This is a genomic window from Marinobacter sp. (genome assembly GCF_048266785.1).
Taxonomy (GTDB): domain Bacteria; phylum Pseudomonadota; class Gammaproteobacteria; order Pseudomonadales; family Oleiphilaceae; genus Marinobacter.
On sequence record NZ_JBLWYX010000001.1, the window covers coordinates 407,818 to 426,826 of the forward strand.

The 19,009-nt window shown below is 55.9% G+C and carries 18 protein-coding genes; 8 read left to right on the forward strand and 10 right to left on the reverse strand.

Features of this window, described 5'->3' with window-relative positions:
- Nucleotides 1-17: 17 nt before the first annotated feature.
- Together ACN0V1_RS01910 and ACN0V1_RS01915 are read right to left on the reverse strand one after the other, a co-directional pair.
- Nucleotides 18-1,592 carry a PAS domain-containing methyl-accepting chemotaxis protein gene (locus ACN0V1_RS01910; RefSeq protein ID WP_417543359.1) on the reverse strand — a complete coding sequence of 525 codons (1,575 nt, stop codon included), beginning with the start codon at nucleotides 1,590-1,592 and terminating at the stop codon, nucleotides 18-20.
- Between the two features lie 147 nt (nucleotides 1,593-1,739).
- Entirely contained in the window at nucleotides 1,740-2,612 is an 873-nt protein-coding gene (locus tag ACN0V1_RS01915; RefSeq protein ID WP_417543360.1) for a carboxylate/amino acid/amine transporter, read from the reverse strand.
- A gap of 175 nt (nucleotides 2,613-2,787) precedes the next feature.
- Between ACN0V1_RS01915 and ACN0V1_RS01920 the strand changes: the two genes are divergently transcribed.
- Nucleotides 2,788-4,191 carry an MATE family efflux transporter gene (locus ACN0V1_RS01920; protein ID WP_417543361.1) on the forward strand — a complete coding sequence of 468 codons (1,404 nt, stop codon included), beginning with the start codon at nucleotides 2,788-2,790 and terminating at the stop codon, nucleotides 4,189-4,191.
- Here ACN0V1_RS01920 and ACN0V1_RS01925 read toward each other — a convergent pair.
- Nucleotides 4,180-5,208 (reverse strand): GGDEF domain-containing protein, encoded by a 1,029-nt coding sequence (locus tag ACN0V1_RS01925; RefSeq protein WP_417543362.1) that lies wholly within the window; start codon nucleotides 5,206-5,208, stop codon nucleotides 4,180-4,182. The genes ACN0V1_RS01920 and ACN0V1_RS01925 overlap by 12 nt on opposite strands.
- 225 nt (nucleotides 5,209-5,433) lie before the next feature.
- Between ACN0V1_RS01925 and ACN0V1_RS01930 the strand changes: the two genes are divergently transcribed.
- Complete coding sequence (locus tag ACN0V1_RS01930; protein WP_417543363.1) at nucleotides 5,434-6,564, forward strand: HD-GYP domain-containing protein; 1,131 nt, start codon at nucleotides 5,434-5,436, stop codon at nucleotides 6,562-6,564.
- A 114-nt stretch (nucleotides 6,565-6,678) separates the two neighbouring features.
- Here the strand turns inward: ACN0V1_RS01930 and ACN0V1_RS01935 are convergent, their stop codons facing one another.
- The gene (locus tag ACN0V1_RS01935) at nucleotides 6,679-7,110 is read right to left on the reverse strand and encodes a CBS domain-containing protein (RefSeq protein WP_291947898.1); all 432 of its coding nucleotides are present in this window, start codon (nucleotides 7,108-7,110) and stop codon (nucleotides 6,679-6,681) included.
- Nucleotides 7,111-7,306: 196 nt separating this feature from the next.
- Here ACN0V1_RS01935 and ACN0V1_RS01940 point away from each other — a divergent pair, with 196 nt between their 5' ends.
- Complete coding sequence (locus tag ACN0V1_RS01940) at nucleotides 7,307-8,668, forward strand: alanine/glycine:cation symporter family protein (protein WP_417543364.1); 1,362 nt, start codon at nucleotides 7,307-7,309, stop codon at nucleotides 8,666-8,668.
- A 193-nt stretch (nucleotides 8,669-8,861) separates the two neighbouring features.
- Nucleotides 8,862-9,515: a peroxiredoxin gene (locus ACN0V1_RS01945; RefSeq protein ID WP_417543365.1), complete on the forward strand. Its 654-nt coding sequence runs from the start codon at nucleotides 8,862-8,864 to the stop codon at nucleotides 9,513-9,515.
- A 75-nt stretch (nucleotides 9,516-9,590) separates the two neighbouring features.
- On the opposite strand, the gene ACN0V1_RS01950 is transcribed toward ACN0V1_RS01945, so the two are convergent.
- From ACN0V1_RS01950 to ACN0V1_RS01975, 6 genes are all read right to left on the reverse strand, one after another.
- A complete protein-coding gene (locus tag ACN0V1_RS01950) occupies nucleotides 9,591-10,373 on the reverse strand; it encodes a MetQ/NlpA family ABC transporter substrate-binding protein (RefSeq protein ID WP_417543366.1) in 783 nt (260 codons plus the stop codon).
- Nucleotides 10,374-10,575: 202 nt separating this feature from the next.
- The gene (locus tag ACN0V1_RS01955; RefSeq protein ID WP_417543367.1) at nucleotides 10,576-11,241 is read right to left on the reverse strand and encodes a methionine ABC transporter permease; all 666 of its coding nucleotides are present in this window, start codon (nucleotides 11,239-11,241) and stop codon (nucleotides 10,576-10,578) included.
- The gene (locus ACN0V1_RS01960; protein ID WP_417543368.1) at nucleotides 11,241-12,248 is read right to left on the reverse strand and encodes a methionine ABC transporter ATP-binding protein; all 1,008 of its coding nucleotides are present in this window, start codon (nucleotides 12,246-12,248) and stop codon (nucleotides 11,241-11,243) included. Before ACN0V1_RS01960 ends, ACN0V1_RS01955 begins: the two co-directional genes overlap by 1 nt.
- Before the next feature lie 80 nt (nucleotides 12,249-12,328).
- On the reverse strand, nucleotides 12,329-13,042 hold the full coding sequence (locus tag ACN0V1_RS01965) for an anti-sigma factor domain-containing protein (protein WP_417543369.1): 714 nt from the start codon (nucleotides 13,040-13,042) through the stop codon (nucleotides 12,329-12,331).
- Nucleotides 13,039-13,596: a sigma-70 family RNA polymerase sigma factor gene (locus ACN0V1_RS01970; protein WP_417543370.1), complete on the reverse strand. Its 558-nt coding sequence runs from the start codon at nucleotides 13,594-13,596 to the stop codon at nucleotides 13,039-13,041. The genes ACN0V1_RS01965 and ACN0V1_RS01970 overlap by 4 nt, the downstream gene beginning before the upstream one ends.
- A 112-nt stretch (nucleotides 13,597-13,708) precedes the next feature.
- Nucleotides 13,709-14,812: a PLP-dependent cysteine synthase family protein gene (locus ACN0V1_RS01975; RefSeq protein WP_417543371.1), complete on the reverse strand. Its 1,104-nt coding sequence runs from the start codon at nucleotides 14,810-14,812 to the stop codon at nucleotides 13,709-13,711.
- Between the two features lie 138 nt (nucleotides 14,813-14,950).
- Here ACN0V1_RS01975 and ACN0V1_RS01980 point away from each other — a divergent pair, with 138 nt between their 5' ends.
- The 4 genes from ACN0V1_RS01980 to ACN0V1_RS01995 all read left to right on the forward strand — a co-directional run bounded on the left by ACN0V1_RS01980 (nucleotide 14,951) and on the right by ACN0V1_RS01995 (nucleotide 18,992).
- A complete protein-coding gene (locus tag ACN0V1_RS01980; protein WP_417543372.1) occupies nucleotides 14,951-16,423 on the forward strand; it encodes a DUF4331 domain-containing protein in 1,473 nt (490 codons plus the stop codon).
- Between the two features lie 10 nt (nucleotides 16,424-16,433).
- On the forward strand, nucleotides 16,434-16,682 hold the full coding sequence (locus tag ACN0V1_RS01985) for a hypothetical protein (RefSeq protein WP_417543373.1): 249 nt from the start codon (nucleotides 16,434-16,436) through the stop codon (nucleotides 16,680-16,682).
- 166 nt (nucleotides 16,683-16,848) lie between these two features.
- On the forward strand, nucleotides 16,849-17,880 hold the full coding sequence (locus tag ACN0V1_RS01990) for a tetratricopeptide repeat protein (protein ID WP_417543374.1): 1,032 nt from the start codon (nucleotides 16,849-16,851) through the stop codon (nucleotides 17,878-17,880).
- On the forward strand, nucleotides 17,880-18,992 hold the full coding sequence (locus ACN0V1_RS01995; RefSeq protein ID WP_417543375.1) for a HupE/UreJ family protein: 1,113 nt from the start codon (nucleotides 17,880-17,882) through the stop codon (nucleotides 18,990-18,992). Before ACN0V1_RS01990 ends, ACN0V1_RS01995 begins: the two co-directional genes overlap by 1 nt.
- Nucleotides 18,993-19,009 lie beyond the last annotated feature (17 nt).

A 19,009-nucleotide genomic window follows, 5' to 3' on the forward strand; every position in this document is an offset into this window, starting at 1 on the left:
GTAAAAAGTCCAAATACTTAATCGCTTTTTCCTAGAAACCTCGAAACCAGATCCTTCAGCCCCCGGGACATGGCGCTAAGGCGATCACTGCTTTGTTTGGCAGAAAACGCCTGTTCTTCGCTTTGGTCTGCAAGCTCAGCGATATTGATAATCTGACGATTGATTCCCTCAGACACCTGATTCTGCTCCGCAAATGCCGCTGACATGTTGATGAAGCTATCAGAAATCGTTCTTATGGACGTTACGATATCCCGCAGAGAGCTCTCGGCTTCACGCACTTTCTCCAGCCCCTGGCCGGCAACCGCCTCGCCGTCCCGGGTGGCCTGCACTGCCGAGTCCACCTGCAGGCGGAAGTCGTCAATCACATCCTGGATACGTACGGTAGATTCGCGGGTCCGCTGGGCCAGCGAGCGAACCTCGTCGGCTACGACAGCAAAACCGCGCCCCTGCTCACCCGCGCGGGCCGCTTCAATCGCCGCATTCAAGGCCAGCAGGTTGGTCTGTTCGGCAATCTCGGTAATCAGGCTCGCCGCCTCTCCAATGCTCTTGGTGGACTCACCCAGCCGGCTTATTGCCTTGCCAACTCCATTCACACGAGTAACCAACTGCTCAATTGCAACCAGCGCTTCTGAGCTACGCTCGCTGCCAATTACCGCAAGGCGGTCTGCCTCTTCGGCCTCCCGGGCATTGCCCAGCATGGATTCAGTGACTTCCTGAATGGAGGCCGTCATTTCGGTGATCGCCGAGGCCGTCTGATCCGTTTCAGCACGTTGGCGGCCAATGGCTTCCGCACCACCACTGATATAATTGTGAGAAGCACGTGCCTGCTCATAAAGCCGCTCAGCTTGATCATCTATCCGGGCAAGGGCCGTACGAATCCGTGCGTCTTCACTTATAAGCAGCAGTGCCAGTTGCGAAAAAAGCCCGGACTCATCGCTGTATGTGCGAGCAACGAGGGGGTCGCGGAAAGCGCCCGGGCGTAATTCCATTAGACTCATAAGCCGACCGCGCAGCGACTTCAGTAACAGAACGCCGCCCAATAGATGGCCAGCTACAATCAGCCCGCCTGCCATCCAGTCATTTTCAAACCCAAGCGCAACAAGGCTCAGCACCAGCGACAGGGCCAGGGGCCACCCGGATTTCATCACCAACAGGATACGACTCCGGATGTTCAGGGCTGACTTGTCAGCCGAGATGCGTGCATAGAGTGTCTCAGCCCGGGCAACATCTTCCCGGGCGGGCTCCACACGAACCGATTCGTAACCAACTATCTGGCCGTTTTCCCGGATGGGAGTGACATAAGCGCTCACCCAGTAGTGATCACCACTCTTTGCACGGTTTTTAACCACGCCCATCCAGGCTTTGCCTGCACCGAGGTACTGCCACATGTCCCTGAATACCGCCTGCGGCATATCAGGGTGACGAATAATATTGTGAGCCTGTCCAATCAATTCATCTTCCGGGAAGCCACTGATCTCGGTGAACTCATCATTGCAGTATGTGATAACACCCTTGAGATCAGTAGTAGTAATAAGCCTGCCGCCCTTGCGCATTTTAACTTCACGCTGGGTTACGGGGAGATTTGTTCGCATATCGTTGTTTGTCACTCGTTGTGCGCATGGAAATACAGGTTTGCCGCACACAATATAGACTCGCTTCCTTTATTGATATCCACCAAAAGTAAAGCTAAGTAACAGGTTATATCTCTGCGCCCCCTGCCCATGGCTGATGCCCAGCTTCTACGCTACTCCAACCAGCCGGGCCCGGGGATGCAGGCGTGCATTGATCCACAGCGACAGGGCAATAATGCCCCCACCGACTGCAAGCCTCAGCAAATCCGCATCGCGATTCCAGATGAGCAGGTTTACCAACAATCCGGCGGGCACCAGAACATTGTTCATGATAGCGAGGGTACCTGCATCGACTCGGCAGGCTCCTCGATTCCAGAGGAACAGGCCAAGCCCGGAAGCTGCCAGCCCCAGCCACGTCAGAATGCCCCATTGTAAGGCGGTGGTGGGCAGGCGTTCGGCGTTTCCGAATACCATGAACGCAGGCAGGGCGATAATCAGCGCACCTATAAAGAAGTAACCGAAGGTACGGTACGCGGGAATATCAACCGGAAAGCGCTGCATGACATGTTTGTAGCCCACCTGGCCCGCAGCAAAGGTGAAATTTGCAACCTGCAGCAACAGGAAGCCGGTAATGAAGTCTTCGCTAAGCCCGTCGTAGCGGATGATGCCGGCACCGAACGTCGCTATTGCAGCCGCAATCAGAGCAATAGGGGAAAACCGGCGAGACAGGGCGTCATCAATCAGGGTTACGTACAGGGGGGTAAATATGGTGAACAGCAGTACTTCGGGAACCGTCAGATAGCTGAACGAGCGGTACAGACAAAGATAGGTGATGCCAAACTGCAGCATGCCGGTTATCAGCACACCCAGCTTCAAGCCTCCGGGCACGCCTCGCCAGCGGGTAAACGGCAGGAATATCAACATTGCCAGTAACACACGGCTGAGCACCGCAAAATCGCTGTCTACCTGGCCGGCGAGAAATTCGCCAATCAGGCTAAAGGAAAAAGCCCAGAGTATCGTGACGAAAACCAGGAGTCCCATAATAATTGCTATCCGTATGAGTGTGCGGGCGCCCACTTTAGCGGGTTTCAAGCCCATTTTCAGCGCCTTTTCACGGCAAACCCCTATGATGCACATCGCGAAGATCAAGTAAAATATGCGCCCGCGAATCCTGGCCTTGATGGCTATCCGCTCAGGCCCTTCGGAACAGCACTCTATGGATGACATACATCAGCCACTGCCAGAAGTTCGCAAGCCTCTCGTCTCGCGGACACTGACCGAATGGAAGACTCTGGCGATACTCGGCGGGCCGATTCTGATTGCACAGATTGCCCAGATGGCCAATGGCGTTATCGATACCGTCATGGCCGGCCATGCCAGCGCTGAAGACCTGGCGGGTGTGGGAATTGGCAGCAGCCTCTGGATGCCGTTGTTTCTGTTTTTCATGGGCATGCTCGGAGCACTGCAGCCGATTATTTCAGGTTACAACGGCGCCCGCACGCCGGAAAAAATAATGCCGGCTACCTGGCAAGGCTTATATATCGCCGGTGTTGGTTCTGTTGTCATGATCCTGTTGCTGACAAACGTGCATCCGATTCTGGAAGGGCTGAAGCTCGAGGCCACTACCGCAAGCATAACCCAGGGCTACCTGAACGCTTTCGCATGGGGCATTCCTGCCCTGCTGCTGATGACTGCTCTTCGCGGGCTGACGGATGGGCTGGGGCACACCCGCGTAATTATGGCGTTCTCGGTGCTGAGCACTCTGATTAACCTGCCCCTGAATTATATCTTCATTTACGGCAAGCTCGGGCTGCCTGCCATGGGCGGCATTGGCTGTGGCTGGGCAACTTCGATTTCCAACGGGGTCGCCGCAATAGCGCTGCTGACCTACCTGAACCGGAGCCAGCTCTACAAAAAATTCCACCTCATTGCAGACTGGACAAAGCCCAATGCCACCCTGATTCGCTACATCCTGGGCATTGGCATACCTATCGGATTCACGATTTTTGTAGAAGCCAGCGTGTTCTCTGTGATCGCACTGTTTCTCGCACCACTGGGCCCTATTATTGTTGCAGGGCACCAGATTGCACTGAACGTGGTGTCTCTGCTGTTCATGCTGCCGCTGAGTATTGGCATGGCGCTGACATTGAGAGTCAGTTTTCTTATCGGAGCAGGCGCGCCAGATACAGCACGTTTGATTTCCCGCAGCTCTCTGATTCTTGCGGCTTCTACGGCTCTGGTTTTCGCCATTATCCTGTTTGTTTTCTCACAAGGCATTGCGGCCCTTTACACCAGCGATGTGGATGTTCAGGCGGTGACCATTCGATTGTTGATGTTTGCGGCAATCTTCCAGGTGGCAGATGTTATCCAGGTGACCTGCATAAGCGCCCTGAGAGGCTATAAGGATACGGGAATCCCCTTGCTGATCATGCTGTTCTCATTCTGGGGTGTGGGGTTACCGCTGGGCTATATTCTGACGTTTACCGATGTGATTGCTTCGGCTATGGGAGCTGCAGGGTTCTGGATAGGGCTGACCGGGGGTTTGGCATCAGCAAGTGCATTGCTGGGATGGAGGCTGTTTCGATATCGCCCGAAAACCAGCGGGCACCTAACTGGCTGACTCGGGACTGCCAACAGACAACTCCGCTTCGGCCGCTGGCATGCTATTCGAAAACACGATCCTGTCTCGGCCAGCTTTCTTGGCCTCGTAGAGAGCCGTATCCGCGCGCTCCAGCCAACTCTCAACGCTTTCACCGGGTCTAATCAGCGCGACGCCGAACGATGCGCTGATCGCGCCTCCCGGATGCCTAATCTTTTTCCGCAAGGTATGCTGGAGATTATTCATCACCGCTGTGAGACCCGCTCCATCAACACCTGGCAGCAAGAGCACAAACTCTTCACCACCGTAACGGAAAAGCTGGTCAGATTTGCGCGTGCTGTGCAAAATCAGTGTTGCCAGATCAATGAGCACTCCATCGCCTACGCCATGGCCGTACTCATCGTTGACCTTCTTGAAGTGATCAATATCCAGCATCACCAGCGCATAAGACAAGCCAGTGCGCTCAACCTGGGCTGACGCCAGATTGAGCTCTTCGTCCATGGATCGTCGGTTTTTCACGCCGGTCAGAGGGTCAATGGTCGCCAAATGTTCCAGACTATGGCGCTGAGTGTCGTTACGTTGCGCAAACACGAAGGCCGCCGCACTGACCACTACTGCGGTTGCACTAAACGACCACATCTGAACATCCGATTGAAAAACGTCGCCCAGACCTATCATGGCCAAAATCGAGGCAAGGTTGAGAAATCCGGCAATACGCGGGCTGGCCAGAAAAAACGTAGTGACCAGGCAAGGATACAGCCAGAACAATCCTACCTCACCTACAACCGCTGCCACCATAACAGCGCCAAAACACGCAACGATGGCCAGAACCATACCACTACGGCGTGTATCTCCGGTTACCCAGGCGTAAATCATACCACCCGATATGCTCAGCAGAATCGCTGTGTCTATGCCCCCGGCGACAAGCTCACCCTGCAAAAAGCGCATGACCGCAAATGGGGTGATTCCCAGCAATGCACTGGCACCCAAAAGAGTAATGATCGACAACCGAAAATCGGTTTTGAGACGCTTTAGCATGTCTGTTATCTTCCCGCCAAGCAGAAGTTACTACTGAAGCATAATTCAGTGCGGCGCAATAAGCGTCATATCCTACGTTTTTTAACAAAATACCTCTGAAAAGTCATAAAAAAAGGGGGGCGGTGATTTTGATACATGGACCGGTAGCTCTGGCAAATCAAATGCCTTTACTATAGTCATTACTGTGTTCAAACCCGACATGCCCTACAAGGAATCAGCAGGATTTTGAGTAACCTCGTTCGAATAGCCCCCGGCGCATTAACCATAGGCCGCCCGTTGCCATGGGACGTTTATGACGCCGAGGGCAACGTTCTGCTATGTCAGGGATATGTGATCCAGACAGATTCACAGCTAGACCAGCTTTTTGAGCGTGGTCGTTTCAAGCCGCGGGTTATTGAGGTACCGCAGCAAGGCACCAAAGCGCCTGACGATGAAGCTGAATGTAACCCGTTTGCCCGCTATCCGGATTACCTTCATTCGCTTGAAAAAGCGCTCGCAATGATCGCCAATGGCACACCGGAAGCCCGCAAACACCTGCAGGACCTGGCGCACGCTATAGAGCATGCCTGTATACGCGCGCCGGACTCCAGCCTCGCGCTCATCCACCTTTACTCGGTCGGGCCTACCATCCACGAACAGATCATTTTTTACGCCATTCTCTGCCAGCTTATTGCCCGGCAGTTCGGGCTCGAAGAGCACCGCATCCCGTTATTGACAGAAGCTGCCCTGAGCGCAAACCTCGCCCTGGTTCCTGTTGCCGACAAGCTCAATGCCTTCAACAAGATACTCAGCAAGGAGCAGAGAAGCGTTATTCGCAAGCACCCACAACGGAGCATCCGCGCACTCAAGGCTGTGGGCATTGATAACGAGCTATTGTTTACCATCATCGCGCAGCACCATGAGCAGGCAGACGGCAGTGGTTATCCGGAAGGACTGAGCGGCGCAGATATCCGGCCTGAGGCGGAAATACTCGCACTGGCCGAACGCTATGTCGCCATGATCACAAAACGTGCCTATCGCCAGCGAATGAACGTAACCGCTGCGCGCAAACTGATCGCCAATCTCGCAGACGGCACCTTCCGGCCGGCCCTGTCCAAAGCCCTGCTTCAGGTGCTGGGAGAATATCCACCTGGAACCCTGGTGCGACTCGAAAACAACGAGGTTGGCGTCATAACGGGCAGGCCAGTACGCGCCCGCGGACCGTTTGTTCAGGTTGTCTTCGATCCCTCGGGCAACAACTACGACACCCGCCAGGAACGTGACACCAGCGAGCCAGTCTACAATATCCGGGCTCTGGAAGAGCCGGACATCATGCCATCCATGAACTTCAGCCGGATCTGGGGCTTCCCGGACTGATCCGGTGAACCCTTCAGCTAAGGCCCAAGCTCTGACGTGCCTTGATCGTTCAGCAGGGGCAATCGCTCACCGGCTTCCGGAATCAGCAAGGTGGCCTCTGTAGAATACGGTTGGTCAGTCGTCAGCGCTTGTATGCTTCGAAAGCTCGAGTCCGCATCCGATGCGGGCAAGTTCAGCAAGCACAGCCGTGCGCGTTACGATGCCGATGAGTTTTCCGTGTTCAACAACAGGGTACACTTTCGGCTTGCCGGAGCCGAGCTGCTGCGCAAGGTCGACAATCGCCATGCCCGGTGAAATCGGCAAAGGTTCGCGGAACATCACATCGTCCACAACCGGATCTCCCTCACAGTGATAGTTGCTTACCAGCAGCGCATGAATGCAATCCTGCTCGGAAACAAAACCCAGCAAATGGCGGTTCGCATCGACCACCGGCAGCCCGGAGATATGATTCTCCAGAAGCGCCTTGACCACGCGGGTCAGCGGTGTTCCGCACCGGATGGGTTCAATGTGGTTTGACATAATATCGGAAACTCTGAGCGCACCCATGAATAACTCCTCGCATTGCTGGTTAACCCGACTGCACCAGCCGGGCGCGAATCCTGTCCTTTAAACATAGGCAATAGACACTAAATCCTCCAACTTTCACCTCTTTCCAGTTTACACATGGCAATAACTGACTAAACTCAGTCGGTTATACCCTCACGGGTAAAATCACATCATGGCACAAAACAAGGGGAACCCCATGGAAGCCATCTCAAACATTTTTGGTGCAATCAATGGGCTGGTCTGGGGACCACCCATGCTCATACTCATTCTTGGTGCCGGGCTGTTCCTGAGCCTCGGCCTGAAGCTGATGCCCATACTCAAAATTGGCGCTGGTTTCCGTCTATTGTGGAGTGGCCGCAGCGCCGGAGGCGCGGAGGCAGACGGTGAAATCCCACCGTTCCAGGCGCTCATGACCGCCCTGTCTGCAACCGTCGGAACAGGCAATATTGCAGGCGTTGCGACCGCTGTTTTCCTCGGGGGGCCAGGCGCCCTGTTCTGGATGTGGCTGACCGCTCTGGTGGGCATGGCCACAAAGTACTCGGAAGCCGTCCTTGCCGTGCGTTTCCGCGAGGTAGATGAGCGTGGCGCCCATGTGGGTGGGCCCATGTATTACATTCGCAACGGCCTTGGCAAAAAATGGGCCTGGATGGGCGTGTTGTTCGCCATCTTTGCGGCAATAGCCGGCTTCGGTATTGGCAATACGGTGCAGGCCAACTCGGTTGCAGATGTAATGGAAACGACCTTCGGCCTGCCGCATTGGATCAGCGGCATTATTCTGATGGTGCTGGTTGGCATGGTACTGATTGGCGGTATCAAGCGTATCGGGCGGGTAGCCAGTGCTCTTGTTCCCTTTATGGCGCTGTCGTATCTGGTCGCAGGCCTGGTTGTTCTGTCCATTAATTACGCAGAGATTCCTGCCGCCTTTTCCATGATCTTCGAGCATGCTTTCAGCCCGACAGCCGCAGAAGGCGGATTTGCCGGTGCCGCAGTCTGGGCAGCTATCCGGTTTGGTGTTGCACGGGGTATCTTTTCCAATGAGGCCGGTCTGGGCTCGGCGCCCATCGCTCATGCCGCGGCGCAAACCAAAGACCCGGTCCGTCAGGGCATGGTGGCCATGCTGGGAACGTTTTTCGACACCATTATCATATGTTCGATCACCGGCCTGGTGATCATCACCTCTGGCGCGTGGACATCCGGCGAATCCGGCGCCTCGCTCACTTCCATGGCCTTCGATCAGGCACTTCCGGGGGTTGGTGATTATATCGTGGCCATTTCTCTTGCGGTTTTTGCCTTTACCACGCTGCTTGGCTGGTCGTTCTACGGTGAGCGTAGCGTCGAATTTCTGTTCGGAGTGAAGGCGATAGTGCCGTACCGGATTGCCTGGGTTCTTGCCATTCCCGTTGGTGCAACCGTAAACCTGGGTCTGATCTGGCTGATAGCCGACACGCTGAACGCCATGATGGCACTGCCCAACCTGATCGCCCTTCTGTTGCTCAGCCCGGTAGTGTTCAAGCTCACCAAAGAGTATTTCGAAAAAGAAAGGGCTGCGGGTCTTTAACAGGGCTCTGATACGACTGTCATTGTAGCGGCTGGCAAATGCGGCAATGCAAGATGAGGTGGGTCAACTGACTCTTGCAATACCGTCATCCGGCACCAACGATTCTCGTATACACTCAATAAATGGATCCGGCAGGCATGCCTGCCGGCATCTCGAACCGCGCTATCATAAGCAGCATCAAAGGAGAGCGAGCATGAGCTTACGTCTAGGCGATACCGCACCAGATTTCGAACAGGATTCCAGTGAAGGCAAGATTTCATTCCACGAATGGTTAGGTAATGGCTGGGGGGTGCTGTTCTCTCACCCGGCAGACTTTACTCCGGTGTGCACCACAGAGCTTGGCCTGACAGCTAAACTCAAAGACGAGTTTGCACAGCGAAACGTGAAAGCCATTGCACTGAGTGTTGACCCCGTCGATTCCCACCACGAGTGGATCAAAGATATCAACGAAACCCAGGGCTGCGCGGTGAATTTTCCGATTATCGCAGACCATGACGGCAAAGTTGCCGAGCTGTATGACATGATTCACCCCAATGCCGACAGCACGCTTACAGTGCGTTCGCTGTTCGTGATCGATCCGAACAAAAAAGTTCGCCTGATGATCACTTACCCGGCCAGCACCGGTCGTAACTTCAATGAAGTTCTGCGGGTGATTGATTCCCTGCAGATGACCGACGAACACAAAGTCGCCACCCCGGGCAACTGGGAACGTGGTGGCGACGTGGTCATTGTTCCGTCTCTGCAAGATGAGGAAGAAATCAAAAGACGCTTCCCGAAAGGCTACAAGAAGGTCAAATCTTACCTGCGGATGACACCAGACCCCACAACCAACTGGAGCGGCGACTGATTATCAGTGCCAACTCCTGGAGCAAAAAAGGCGGGCAGCGCAAGCTGCCCGGCTTTTTTATGGTTTGCGCTCTGATCAGAACGCCGGAACCACCGCACCCTTATACTTTTCCTTGATGAAGTCACGAACCTCATCAGATTTCAGCGCCGCTGCGAGCTTCTGCATGGCGTCGCTGTCTTTGTTATCAGGGCGCGCAACCAGAATGTTCACATACGGGGACTCGGAACCCTCAATGATCAACGCATCTTCTGACGGGTTCAGGCCGGCTTCCAGCGCGTAGTTGGTGTTGATCAGTGCAACATCCACCTGGCCAAGAATTCGTGGCAGCGTTGCAGCTTCCAGTTCCTTGAAATCGAGATCTTTCGGGTTATCTGCAATATCACGCGGCGTTGCGGTGATCTTGCTGCCTTCTTTCAATGTAATCAGTCCGGCTTTCTGCAGCAACAACAACGCCCGGCCACCGTTGGTGGGGTCGTTCGGAATCGCGACAACTGCACCTTTTTTCAACTCATCCAGAGACTTGATCTTGTTTGAGTAGGCGCCAAACGGCTCGACGTGAATACCGGTAACGGTCACGAGGTTGGTGCCACGGCCGTCATTGAACTCATCCAGGTACGGCTGGTGCTGAAAGAAGTTGGCGTCCATGCGCTTCTGATCTACCTGAATATTCGGCTGGATATAGTCGGTGAACACCTTCACATCCAGTTCTACACCCTGTTCCGCAAGCTTCGGCTTCACGAATTCCAGCAGTTCAGCGTGGGGTACCGGCGTTGCGGCTACGGATAGCTTCTCAGCGGATACCGCCGCAGAAAAAACAGATGCGGCAGCCAGGGCTACAAAGGCTTTTTTGAAGTTCATAAACACACTCTCCTGTCAATAAACGGGACTATTTTTACTTGCATTAAAGTGAGGGTTTCTCGCAACTCTGGAGCCTGCGATGGCACAGCCCTTCCGAAAACGTGGAGCGCCAGGGATGGCGCGACCGAGCCCTACAGGGACGTATTTACGGGCGTTTTTCGGAAGGGCGGTGCCATCGCAGGCCGACTCAAGGTTCAAAAAACTACTTACGGCTAAAATACAGAACCAGACGATCGCCGAGCATCTGCAACACTTGTACGAAGATCACCAAAAGGGCGACGGTAATCACCATCACATCGGTCTGAAACCGCTGGTAGCCAAAACGAATGGCCAGATCACCCAGACCGCCACCACCGATAACGCCAGACATGGCAGCATAGGACACCAGCGTAATTGCTGTAACCGTAATGCCGGCGATGATGCCCGGAAGCGCCTCCGGCAGCAAGGCGCCGAGAATGATCTGGCGCACGTTGGCGCCCATGGCCTGGGTTGCCTCAATGATACCCCGGTCAACTTCCCGCAAGGATGTTTCCACCAGCCGGGCAAAGAACGGCGCACCACCTGCCACCAACGGGGGAATGGCACCTGCCACGCCCAGAGAGGTGCCGATCAGCATTACGGTGAACGGGATCATCACGATCAACAGAATGATAAACGGCACCGAACGCAGCACGTTCACGACAAACGACAGCACCGCGTAGGCAACCGGCTGCTCCAGTAACTGTCGTTTGCCGGTCAGGAACAGCAACACACCAATGGGCAGGCCGGCCAACACACTGAACAGCAGCGACATGCCCACCATTATCAGGGTGTCCCAGCTCGCTATGCCGATCTCTGGCCAGTCCACGTTACTCAGTAAAGCTTCCATCAGCGCAACACCTCCACGTGAACATCCGCCGCTTCCAGTGCGTTCATGGCAACCGCCAGATCACCGCCTACCAAAGACAGCGTCAACTGGCCGTAGGGCGTGTCCTTGATGTGGTCGATTCGGCCCGAGAGAATGCTGAAATCCACGCCAGAGGCACGCGCCACGCTGCCCAGTAAAGGCTGGTACGTGGATTCGCCCTTAAACGTCAGGCGCAGAATACGGCCATTCGCCTTTTGCAGATCTTCCTGACGCTCCTGGCTGTCGATGCTTTCACTTTCAAACACGAAATCCCGGGTGGTGGGGTGTTTCGGATGCAGGAAGACATCACTCACGGCGCCCATCTCCACCACGCGGCCACCGTCCATCACTGCAACCCGGTCACACACCCTGCGCACCACGTCCATTTCGTGGGTGATGAGTACGATAGTGAGGCCAAGTTCCCTATTGATTTCCGCCAGCAAGCGCAGCACTGACTGTGTTGTTTGCGGGTCCAGTGCGCTGGTGGCTTCGTCGCACAGCAATATCGTTGGTCTGCAAGCCAGCGCCCGGGCAATACCCACACGTTGCTTCTGACCGCCGGAAAGCTGGGAAGGGTATTTGGTGGCGTGATCCATGAGGCTGACGCGAGCCAGCAGCTCCCGCACCCGATCCCGGATTTCCGCCTTGGAATAGATGCCCGCCAGCTTCATGGGGAAAGCAATATTATCCGAAACGGTTTTTGAGGACAGCAGGTTGAAGTGCTGGAAGATCATCCCGACTTTACGACGAAAGGCGCGCAGCTCAGTGGCGTTGTAACGGGTGATATTCTCGCCATCAATCAGAATATTACCGCCGGTCGGAGGTTCCAGCAGGTTGATAAGGCGCACCAAGGTCGATTTCCCCGCCCCGGAATGCCCGACAATACCGAACACCTCGCCGGTTTCAATGGTCATATCGGTTGGGTGCAGCGCGGGGATCGCCCGGCCGTCCACCTGATACGACTTCTGTACCTGGTCAAATACAATCACGATCAGCGCCTTGTGGGTGCAGCATTAAAGCCGGCCATTATAGCCTATTCACCAGCCAAACCCGAACCCACAAATCACCACTAAAGCTCATACAGCTGGGCCACGTGCAGAATCGGCCCGGTCGGTTTGCCAGTTGGCGAACCTCCGACGGGTTCCAGGCTGATAGCAAGGGTGCGGCTTTTTGACAACGCTTGCCTGGCCGTGTCTGTCAGGGTGACCTGGTGCAGGCCTCCGACCGGAATGACGCCCAACGACAGGGGCGGGCCATTCTCCGGCACTATCCACAGCTCGTAATCCTTGCCGGCTTCGGCGGCACTGGCGGCGACAGAACGCAATTTCAGCAGGTTGCCTTGCCCGGTCTCACTCACCAGCCAGAGCGGATCCTTGGTATCGGCTTGAACAATCGCGCCGGAAAATTGTGCCCGGGAACTCTGAGGCGCTGGCTGCATCAATACAACCGCCATAACAAGGGCGGCTGCCGTCGCCAAAATGCTCCAACTGGGCCAGAACCAGCGCTGGTTGGCACGGGATTGGGCGTTGCCAGCCGGGCTCTCTACCAGACTCTCAACCGGCCATAAACGACGCTCGATAGAGCTCCATACGGAAGGCGGCGGCATGACTTCGGGCACCTCACCAGGTAGCCGGCCAAGCTTTCTCTCCCAAAACCAGACCTCTTCCCGGACTTTTGCGGATTCCATCATCCAGCTCTCAAAGCGTTTTCGGGCAGGGCCATGAAGGGAGCCGAGAACATATTCAGCGGCAAGCCGTTCAATGCGTTCAGGTGTCTTTTTCATCGCTCCAGGCACCTCTTCAAAACCATCAGTCCGCGGCGAATCCAACTCTTAACGGTTCCAATGGGAGAGCTCAAAGCCTCCGAGACTTCATCGTGGGTAAAGCCCCGGTAATAGGACAAAAGAATACTGTCACGCTGCACATCGGATAGTTCATCAAAGCAGCCGGTCAGCTCCGCCGCGCCCGCGCTGCGAAGCGAGACATCCAGCGGGCCTTCGCGCTGATCCTCCACATGCTCCAGATGACGGTCACCAGACGTTTGTTTTGCCTTTCTGGACCTCATCAGATCAAGCGTGCGATATCGGGCAATGGTCATCATCCAGCTCAGGGGGGCACCACGGTCGCTATGGTATTCTGCTGCGCGATGCCATATCTGTATGAACGCGTCCTGCAGCGCTTCTTCCGCGAGCTCCTGCTGGCTCCCCAGTTTCAGGCAAAGTCCGAACATGCGGCCGGAAATTTTTTCATAAAGCTGCTGAAAGGCCTGCCGGTCCTCACGGGAGACTGCAATTAACAGCCCCATAAGTTCATCCTGTTCAGAGTTGCTGGCCACCATCTGTGCTTTCCCTTGTCTTGTTTTCAGAGTCTTCTCCAATACTACGGGCGGCATCCCCATAAGGATGCACAAAGGTCGGCAAGATGAGCTGTTCAGCCAACGCTCTCGCCGATTAGCTTGTGGACGTGCTTGCCAAACCCGGCTCAAATACGCCGCTATAGTCGAAGTTATCCAGTGCATCCTCCCATTCCGTTAAATCCAGACCCTGATTGGCAACCCACGAGGGATTAAAGTAGGTGTCGATGTAACGATCGCCACCGTCACATAGAAGCGTGACAACCGAGCCTTTTTCGCCGGCTTTTTGCATCTCGCTGGCCAGGCTCAGTGTGGCGATCAGATTGGTACCGGTAGATCCGCCACAGCGCCTCCCCAAGTGACGCTCCAGGTAGCGCAGCGCGGCGAAACTGGCTGCATCGGGCACGCGCACCATGCGGTCGATCACCGAAGGGTTGAAGGAAGGCTCCACCCTTGGGCGGCCGATGCCCTCAATGCGTGAGCCGCACTGACCGGTAATATCAGACCGTCCGCTGGCAAAGGCCTCATAGAAAACCGAGTTTTCAGGGTCTGCTACGCAAAGTTCACAGCCCCGGGCAAGATGCCCGCCATAGCGAATATAGCGCCCGATGGTGGAAGAGGTGCCGCCCGTGCCGGCGCTGACAACAATCCAGCGGGGTATGGGGTAGGGCTCGCGTCGCAACTGCTCAAAAATGCTTTCGGCAATATTATTGTTGCCCCGCCAGTCCGTCGCCCTCTCGGCGTAAGTGAACTGGTCCATATAGTGACCGCCCAGCTCATGGGCCAGCCGCTGCGATTCGGTGTAGATCTCGCTGCCGTTATCAACCAGATGGCACTCACCGCCATAAAATTCGATCTTGGCGATCTTTTGGGTCGAAGTCGTTCTGGGCATGACCGCGATAAACCGTAAGCCCAGGAGCTTGGCAAAATACGCCTCAGACACCGCTGTGGAACCGCTGGAGGCCTCAATAATCGGCGTGCTCTGCGTGATCCAGCCGTTACAAAGCCCGAACAGAAAAAGCGAGCGTGCCAACCGGTGCTTCAGACTGCCCGTGGGATGGGTTGATTCATCCTTGAGATAGATATCGATATGGCGCAGCCCCGGCAGGTCCAGCTTGATCAGGTGCGTGTCCGATGAACGATTGAAATCCGCATCAATACGGGCAATGGCATCGGATAACCACTGGGCGCGATTAAACATGGTTGTTGATCCTGAAGGTTACCCCCCAAGAGTACCCTACAAGCGCACCCTGATAAAAAACTTGATAGTAACTGCATCTTTTCCGGCACCCGCTCCGTTAACTCTTCTGCAATTCCAACAATAGAAGAGGAAAACGGAATGAATACTTTTCTGAAACGCTCCGGCCTCGCCATTGCCGTTGCCGGTCTCTGTATCAGTGCCGGCTCAGCAACCGCGTCCAGCCATCGCGAAGCCCCCTTTATCACCGAAGTACCCAAAGTCGACGGAACCGACTTTTACATCTTTCGCAGTTACGAGACCGGCCGCGACGATTTTGTCACACTGATCGCGAATTACCTGCCTCTGCAGGATGCGTATGGCGGCCCCAACTATTTCGATCTGGATGAAGACGCGGTATACGAAATCCACATCGACAACAGCGGTAATGCACAGGAAAACCTTACGTTCCGCTTCCAGTTCTCCAACACTCTGAACGACATCCAGTTACCGGTCGGCCCCGCTGGCGACCAGCGAATGGTCTCTGTTCCTCTTAAAAACATTGGCGATGCCACCAACGACGCCAATGTTCAGCTCAGCCAGGAATACACGGTTTCTGTGATTCGTGGCGACCGCCGCACAGGCACCGTCGAGGCGGCAACCAATATCACCGACGGCACCAGCACATTTGACAAACCTCTGGACAACATCGGCGGCAAATCGTTTGCCGATTACCAAACCTACGCAAGCCAGCACATCTTTCAGATTGGCATTCCGGGCTGCGCTACCAACGGCCAGGTGTTTGTGGGCCAACGCAAGGAAGCCTTTGCAGTGAACCTCGGCGAGATTTTCGATCTGGTCAACACCAACCCGCTCGGTGCACGGGACGGCGAGGGTGCAGGTGACCTGGCGGACAAGAACGTGACCTCGTTTGCCCTGGAAGTGCCCACCGAATGTCTGACCGGTACGGCCGTTACCGGCTTGGACCAGCCAGTCATCGGAGCCTGGACCACCGCCAGTGTGCGCCAGGCGAGAGTCATCAACCCCGAGCCAACCGCAGGCGGTAAAGGTGCCACGGTAGAGGGCGGCGCCTGGACCCAGGTATCGCGCCTGGGCATGCCGCTGGTGAATGAAGTGGTCATAGGCCTCAAAGACAAAAACCTGTTCAACGCCAGCGAGCCCATGAACGACAGCCAGTTTGCCACCTACTTAACCCATCCGACCCTGCCGGAACTGCTGGAAATACTGTTCGGTGGCGCAGGTGCTGTGGCGCCGGATAACTTCCCGCGCACCGATCTGGTAACCGCCTTCCTGACCGGTGTACCGGATGTAAATATGCCTGTTGGCGTGCAAGGCTCCGAGATGCTGCGCCTGAACCCGGCCATTGCGGCTACTCCTGTGGCCATGCAAAACGACCTGGGTGTTTTGGGTGGCGACAACGCCGGATTCCCGAACGGTCGTCGCCCCGTCGATGACGTGGTCGATTCGGCCTTGAGAGTCGTCATGGGTGCCTTGACCAGCGACGCGCCAAACAGGAACACCCCGTTTACCGATGGCGTTCAGCTCGATCCGACCGAATTACAGGCGGTGTTCCCGTACCTGGCGACTCCGCTGGCCGGCTCACCTAATTCATGAGGAACGAATGATGAAACTGACCACACAGTTTGCCGGAATGGGCCTCATGGCGCTGGCACTGACGGGGTGCTTCGACGGTTCCAGCAGCAACAACAGTAGCCAGAGCCAGCCGCCCGCGATGTCGGTGGATTTCGGAACCTTCGTGAAAGGCGAATTTGATAACCCGGACCCCAATCGGGAGCCCAGGAAAATCAATGCCGTCACATTCAGCTTCAATGACCAGGATGACCCACGGGCTTTCGATGATCTACTCAGATAGAACAGTCCCACACCGGGCCCAAATGTCTTTGCATCCGGTCTTTTCTCTCCCTGCGCTTCGGTGCGGGGGGGCTTTTTGGATTGGGCTTGGTTTGCTCGGCGTGCTGTGCTCTTCAGCCGTTACGGCGGCTCCGAGTCCAATTCAAAGTGATTTTGATGACGACGCGGTGCTGGTAACGCTGCCGGCATCTGCACCAGCCAGTGATGGCGCCCCGTCCTCACCGGAAGCCATGGCACGGGAGATTCAACGGTTGATCTCCGAGGCAAGGCGCAGCGGCGACCCCCGTTTTCTGGGCTATGCCGAGCGCTTGTTCAATCAGCAGGTCAGTCAGGGCCTGACCGATCAATTACTGGTACTGCGAGCAACCCTGGCGCAGAGCCTGCACAGGTTCGACGCAGCAAGGCAGGATTTAAAGGCCGTTCTCGACCGCTCTGATGCACCGGCACAGAGAACTCAGGCATTGCTGACCCTGGCCAACATCGAGATGGTTCAGGGACATTATGATCGGGCACGGCCTCTGTGTGAGCAACTGACAGCAGAGTACCCCGGCCTGATTGCCTCTAGTTGCCACGCCCAGGTGGCCGCTCGTACCGGCTCCGCCAAAGCCGCTTATGACGAACTGACCGCCGCCACCCGCTCCTTGAGCAACGTATCCATTCAGGGCTATCTATGGGCCCAGGGTACGCTGGGAGATATCGCTGCACAGCTTGACCGGGGTTCGGCCGCAGAGCACTGGCAACGAGTGCTGAGCCAGGACCCGGACGACTTGTACACCCGGGCGCAACTCGCCGACTGGTACCTGCAGAATGAAAAACCCAAGCAAGCTCTGGTAGCAACCGAAGGCTATGAAGCCGTGGATAATCTGGCTGTCATCCGCGCTGTCGCCTTACATCGCCTGAACCATCCCGACGCGCCCAAGCTGGCGTCCCGCTTACGAGAACGGTTTGAAGAGGCCCTGTGGCGCGGCTCCATGCTGCACCAGCGCGACTTGTCCCGATTCGAACTGGATATCGAACAGCGGCCCAAGGACGCCCTGCAGCACGCCATGGCCAACTGGGACACACAACGTGAACCTCTGGATACCCGCTTGGCGCTTCGGGCTGCGATTGCTGCGCAAGACAACACCGCATTGAGCCAGGTACGTGGCTGGCTCAAGCAGCAGAATCAATCTGATGCCCGCTATCCGGAGGGGTCGTGATGTCTGTAAAATCGCTTCTGGCAGTGCTGATCATGGCGGCTTTCGCGAGCACAGTCCTTGCCCACAAGGCCAGCGACAGCTTTCTCTACGTGGATATGGACGCCTCCGAGGTACGAATCGACATAGCCTTGCGGGATCTCGCACTGTTGGTTCCTCTGGATACCAATGGCGACCAGAGAATCACGGGCCAGGAGTTACGCGCCCAGCGACCTCTCGCCACGCAAGCTGTTGAAAACGCGATTACTCTGACCGGCGAGCAAAGTGCTTGCACACTCAGTGGACAGGCCTGGGGGCTAAGTTCCCACAGCGATGGCCCCTATCTTGCCACCCAATATCGGGTCGACTGCCCCAACGGCGAGCTTCTGGAACAGATTGAATACACCTTGCTGTTCGATCAGGACAGCCTGCACAGGGGGCTGGTACAGATCACATCGGGAGAGACCCGCTCTCTCACAGTGCTCTCACCCGAAAAGCCGGTTGTGGATCTCTCCGGGGGTGCGATGGGGGCGTGGAGCACCTTCGGAACGTTTCTTTATGAAGGCATTGTCCATTTGCTGATCGGGCTTGATCACATGCTTTTTCTGCTGGTGCTGGTATTGCCGGCTACTCTGATCAGCCGCCGACAGAGCAATCGGGCCCCAACCCGCTCATTCAAATCGCGGTTGCTGCAGTTGGCGGGCATTGTGACCGCCTTTACAGTGGCACACTCCATCACTTTGGCTTTGTCAGCGCTGAATATTGTTCGGCTCCCCATCGCCTGGGTTGAAACCGTAATCGCGCTTTCCATCGCTGTTGCTGCACTTAATGTGGTCTGGCCTTTTCTGGGACGGAAAACCTGGAAGCTGGCGTTCGCCTTCGGGCTGATCCACGGCTTCGGCTTTGCCAGCGTGTTGGGCGATCTGACCGGAGGCGTTTCCAACCTGGTCATTGCTCTTGCGGGCTTCAATCTGGGGGTGGAATTCGGGCAACTGGGCCTGTTGATCATTGGTTTCCCGCTGCTCTACGCTTTCGCGCACGTCAGAGCATATCAACGGTTTATAGTGCCATTGATTCTCATGGGCATAGGCACCATCAGCCTGATGTGGGTTGCAGAAAGGGCGGGTTCGATTTAGAAAAGCACTTGAAACCA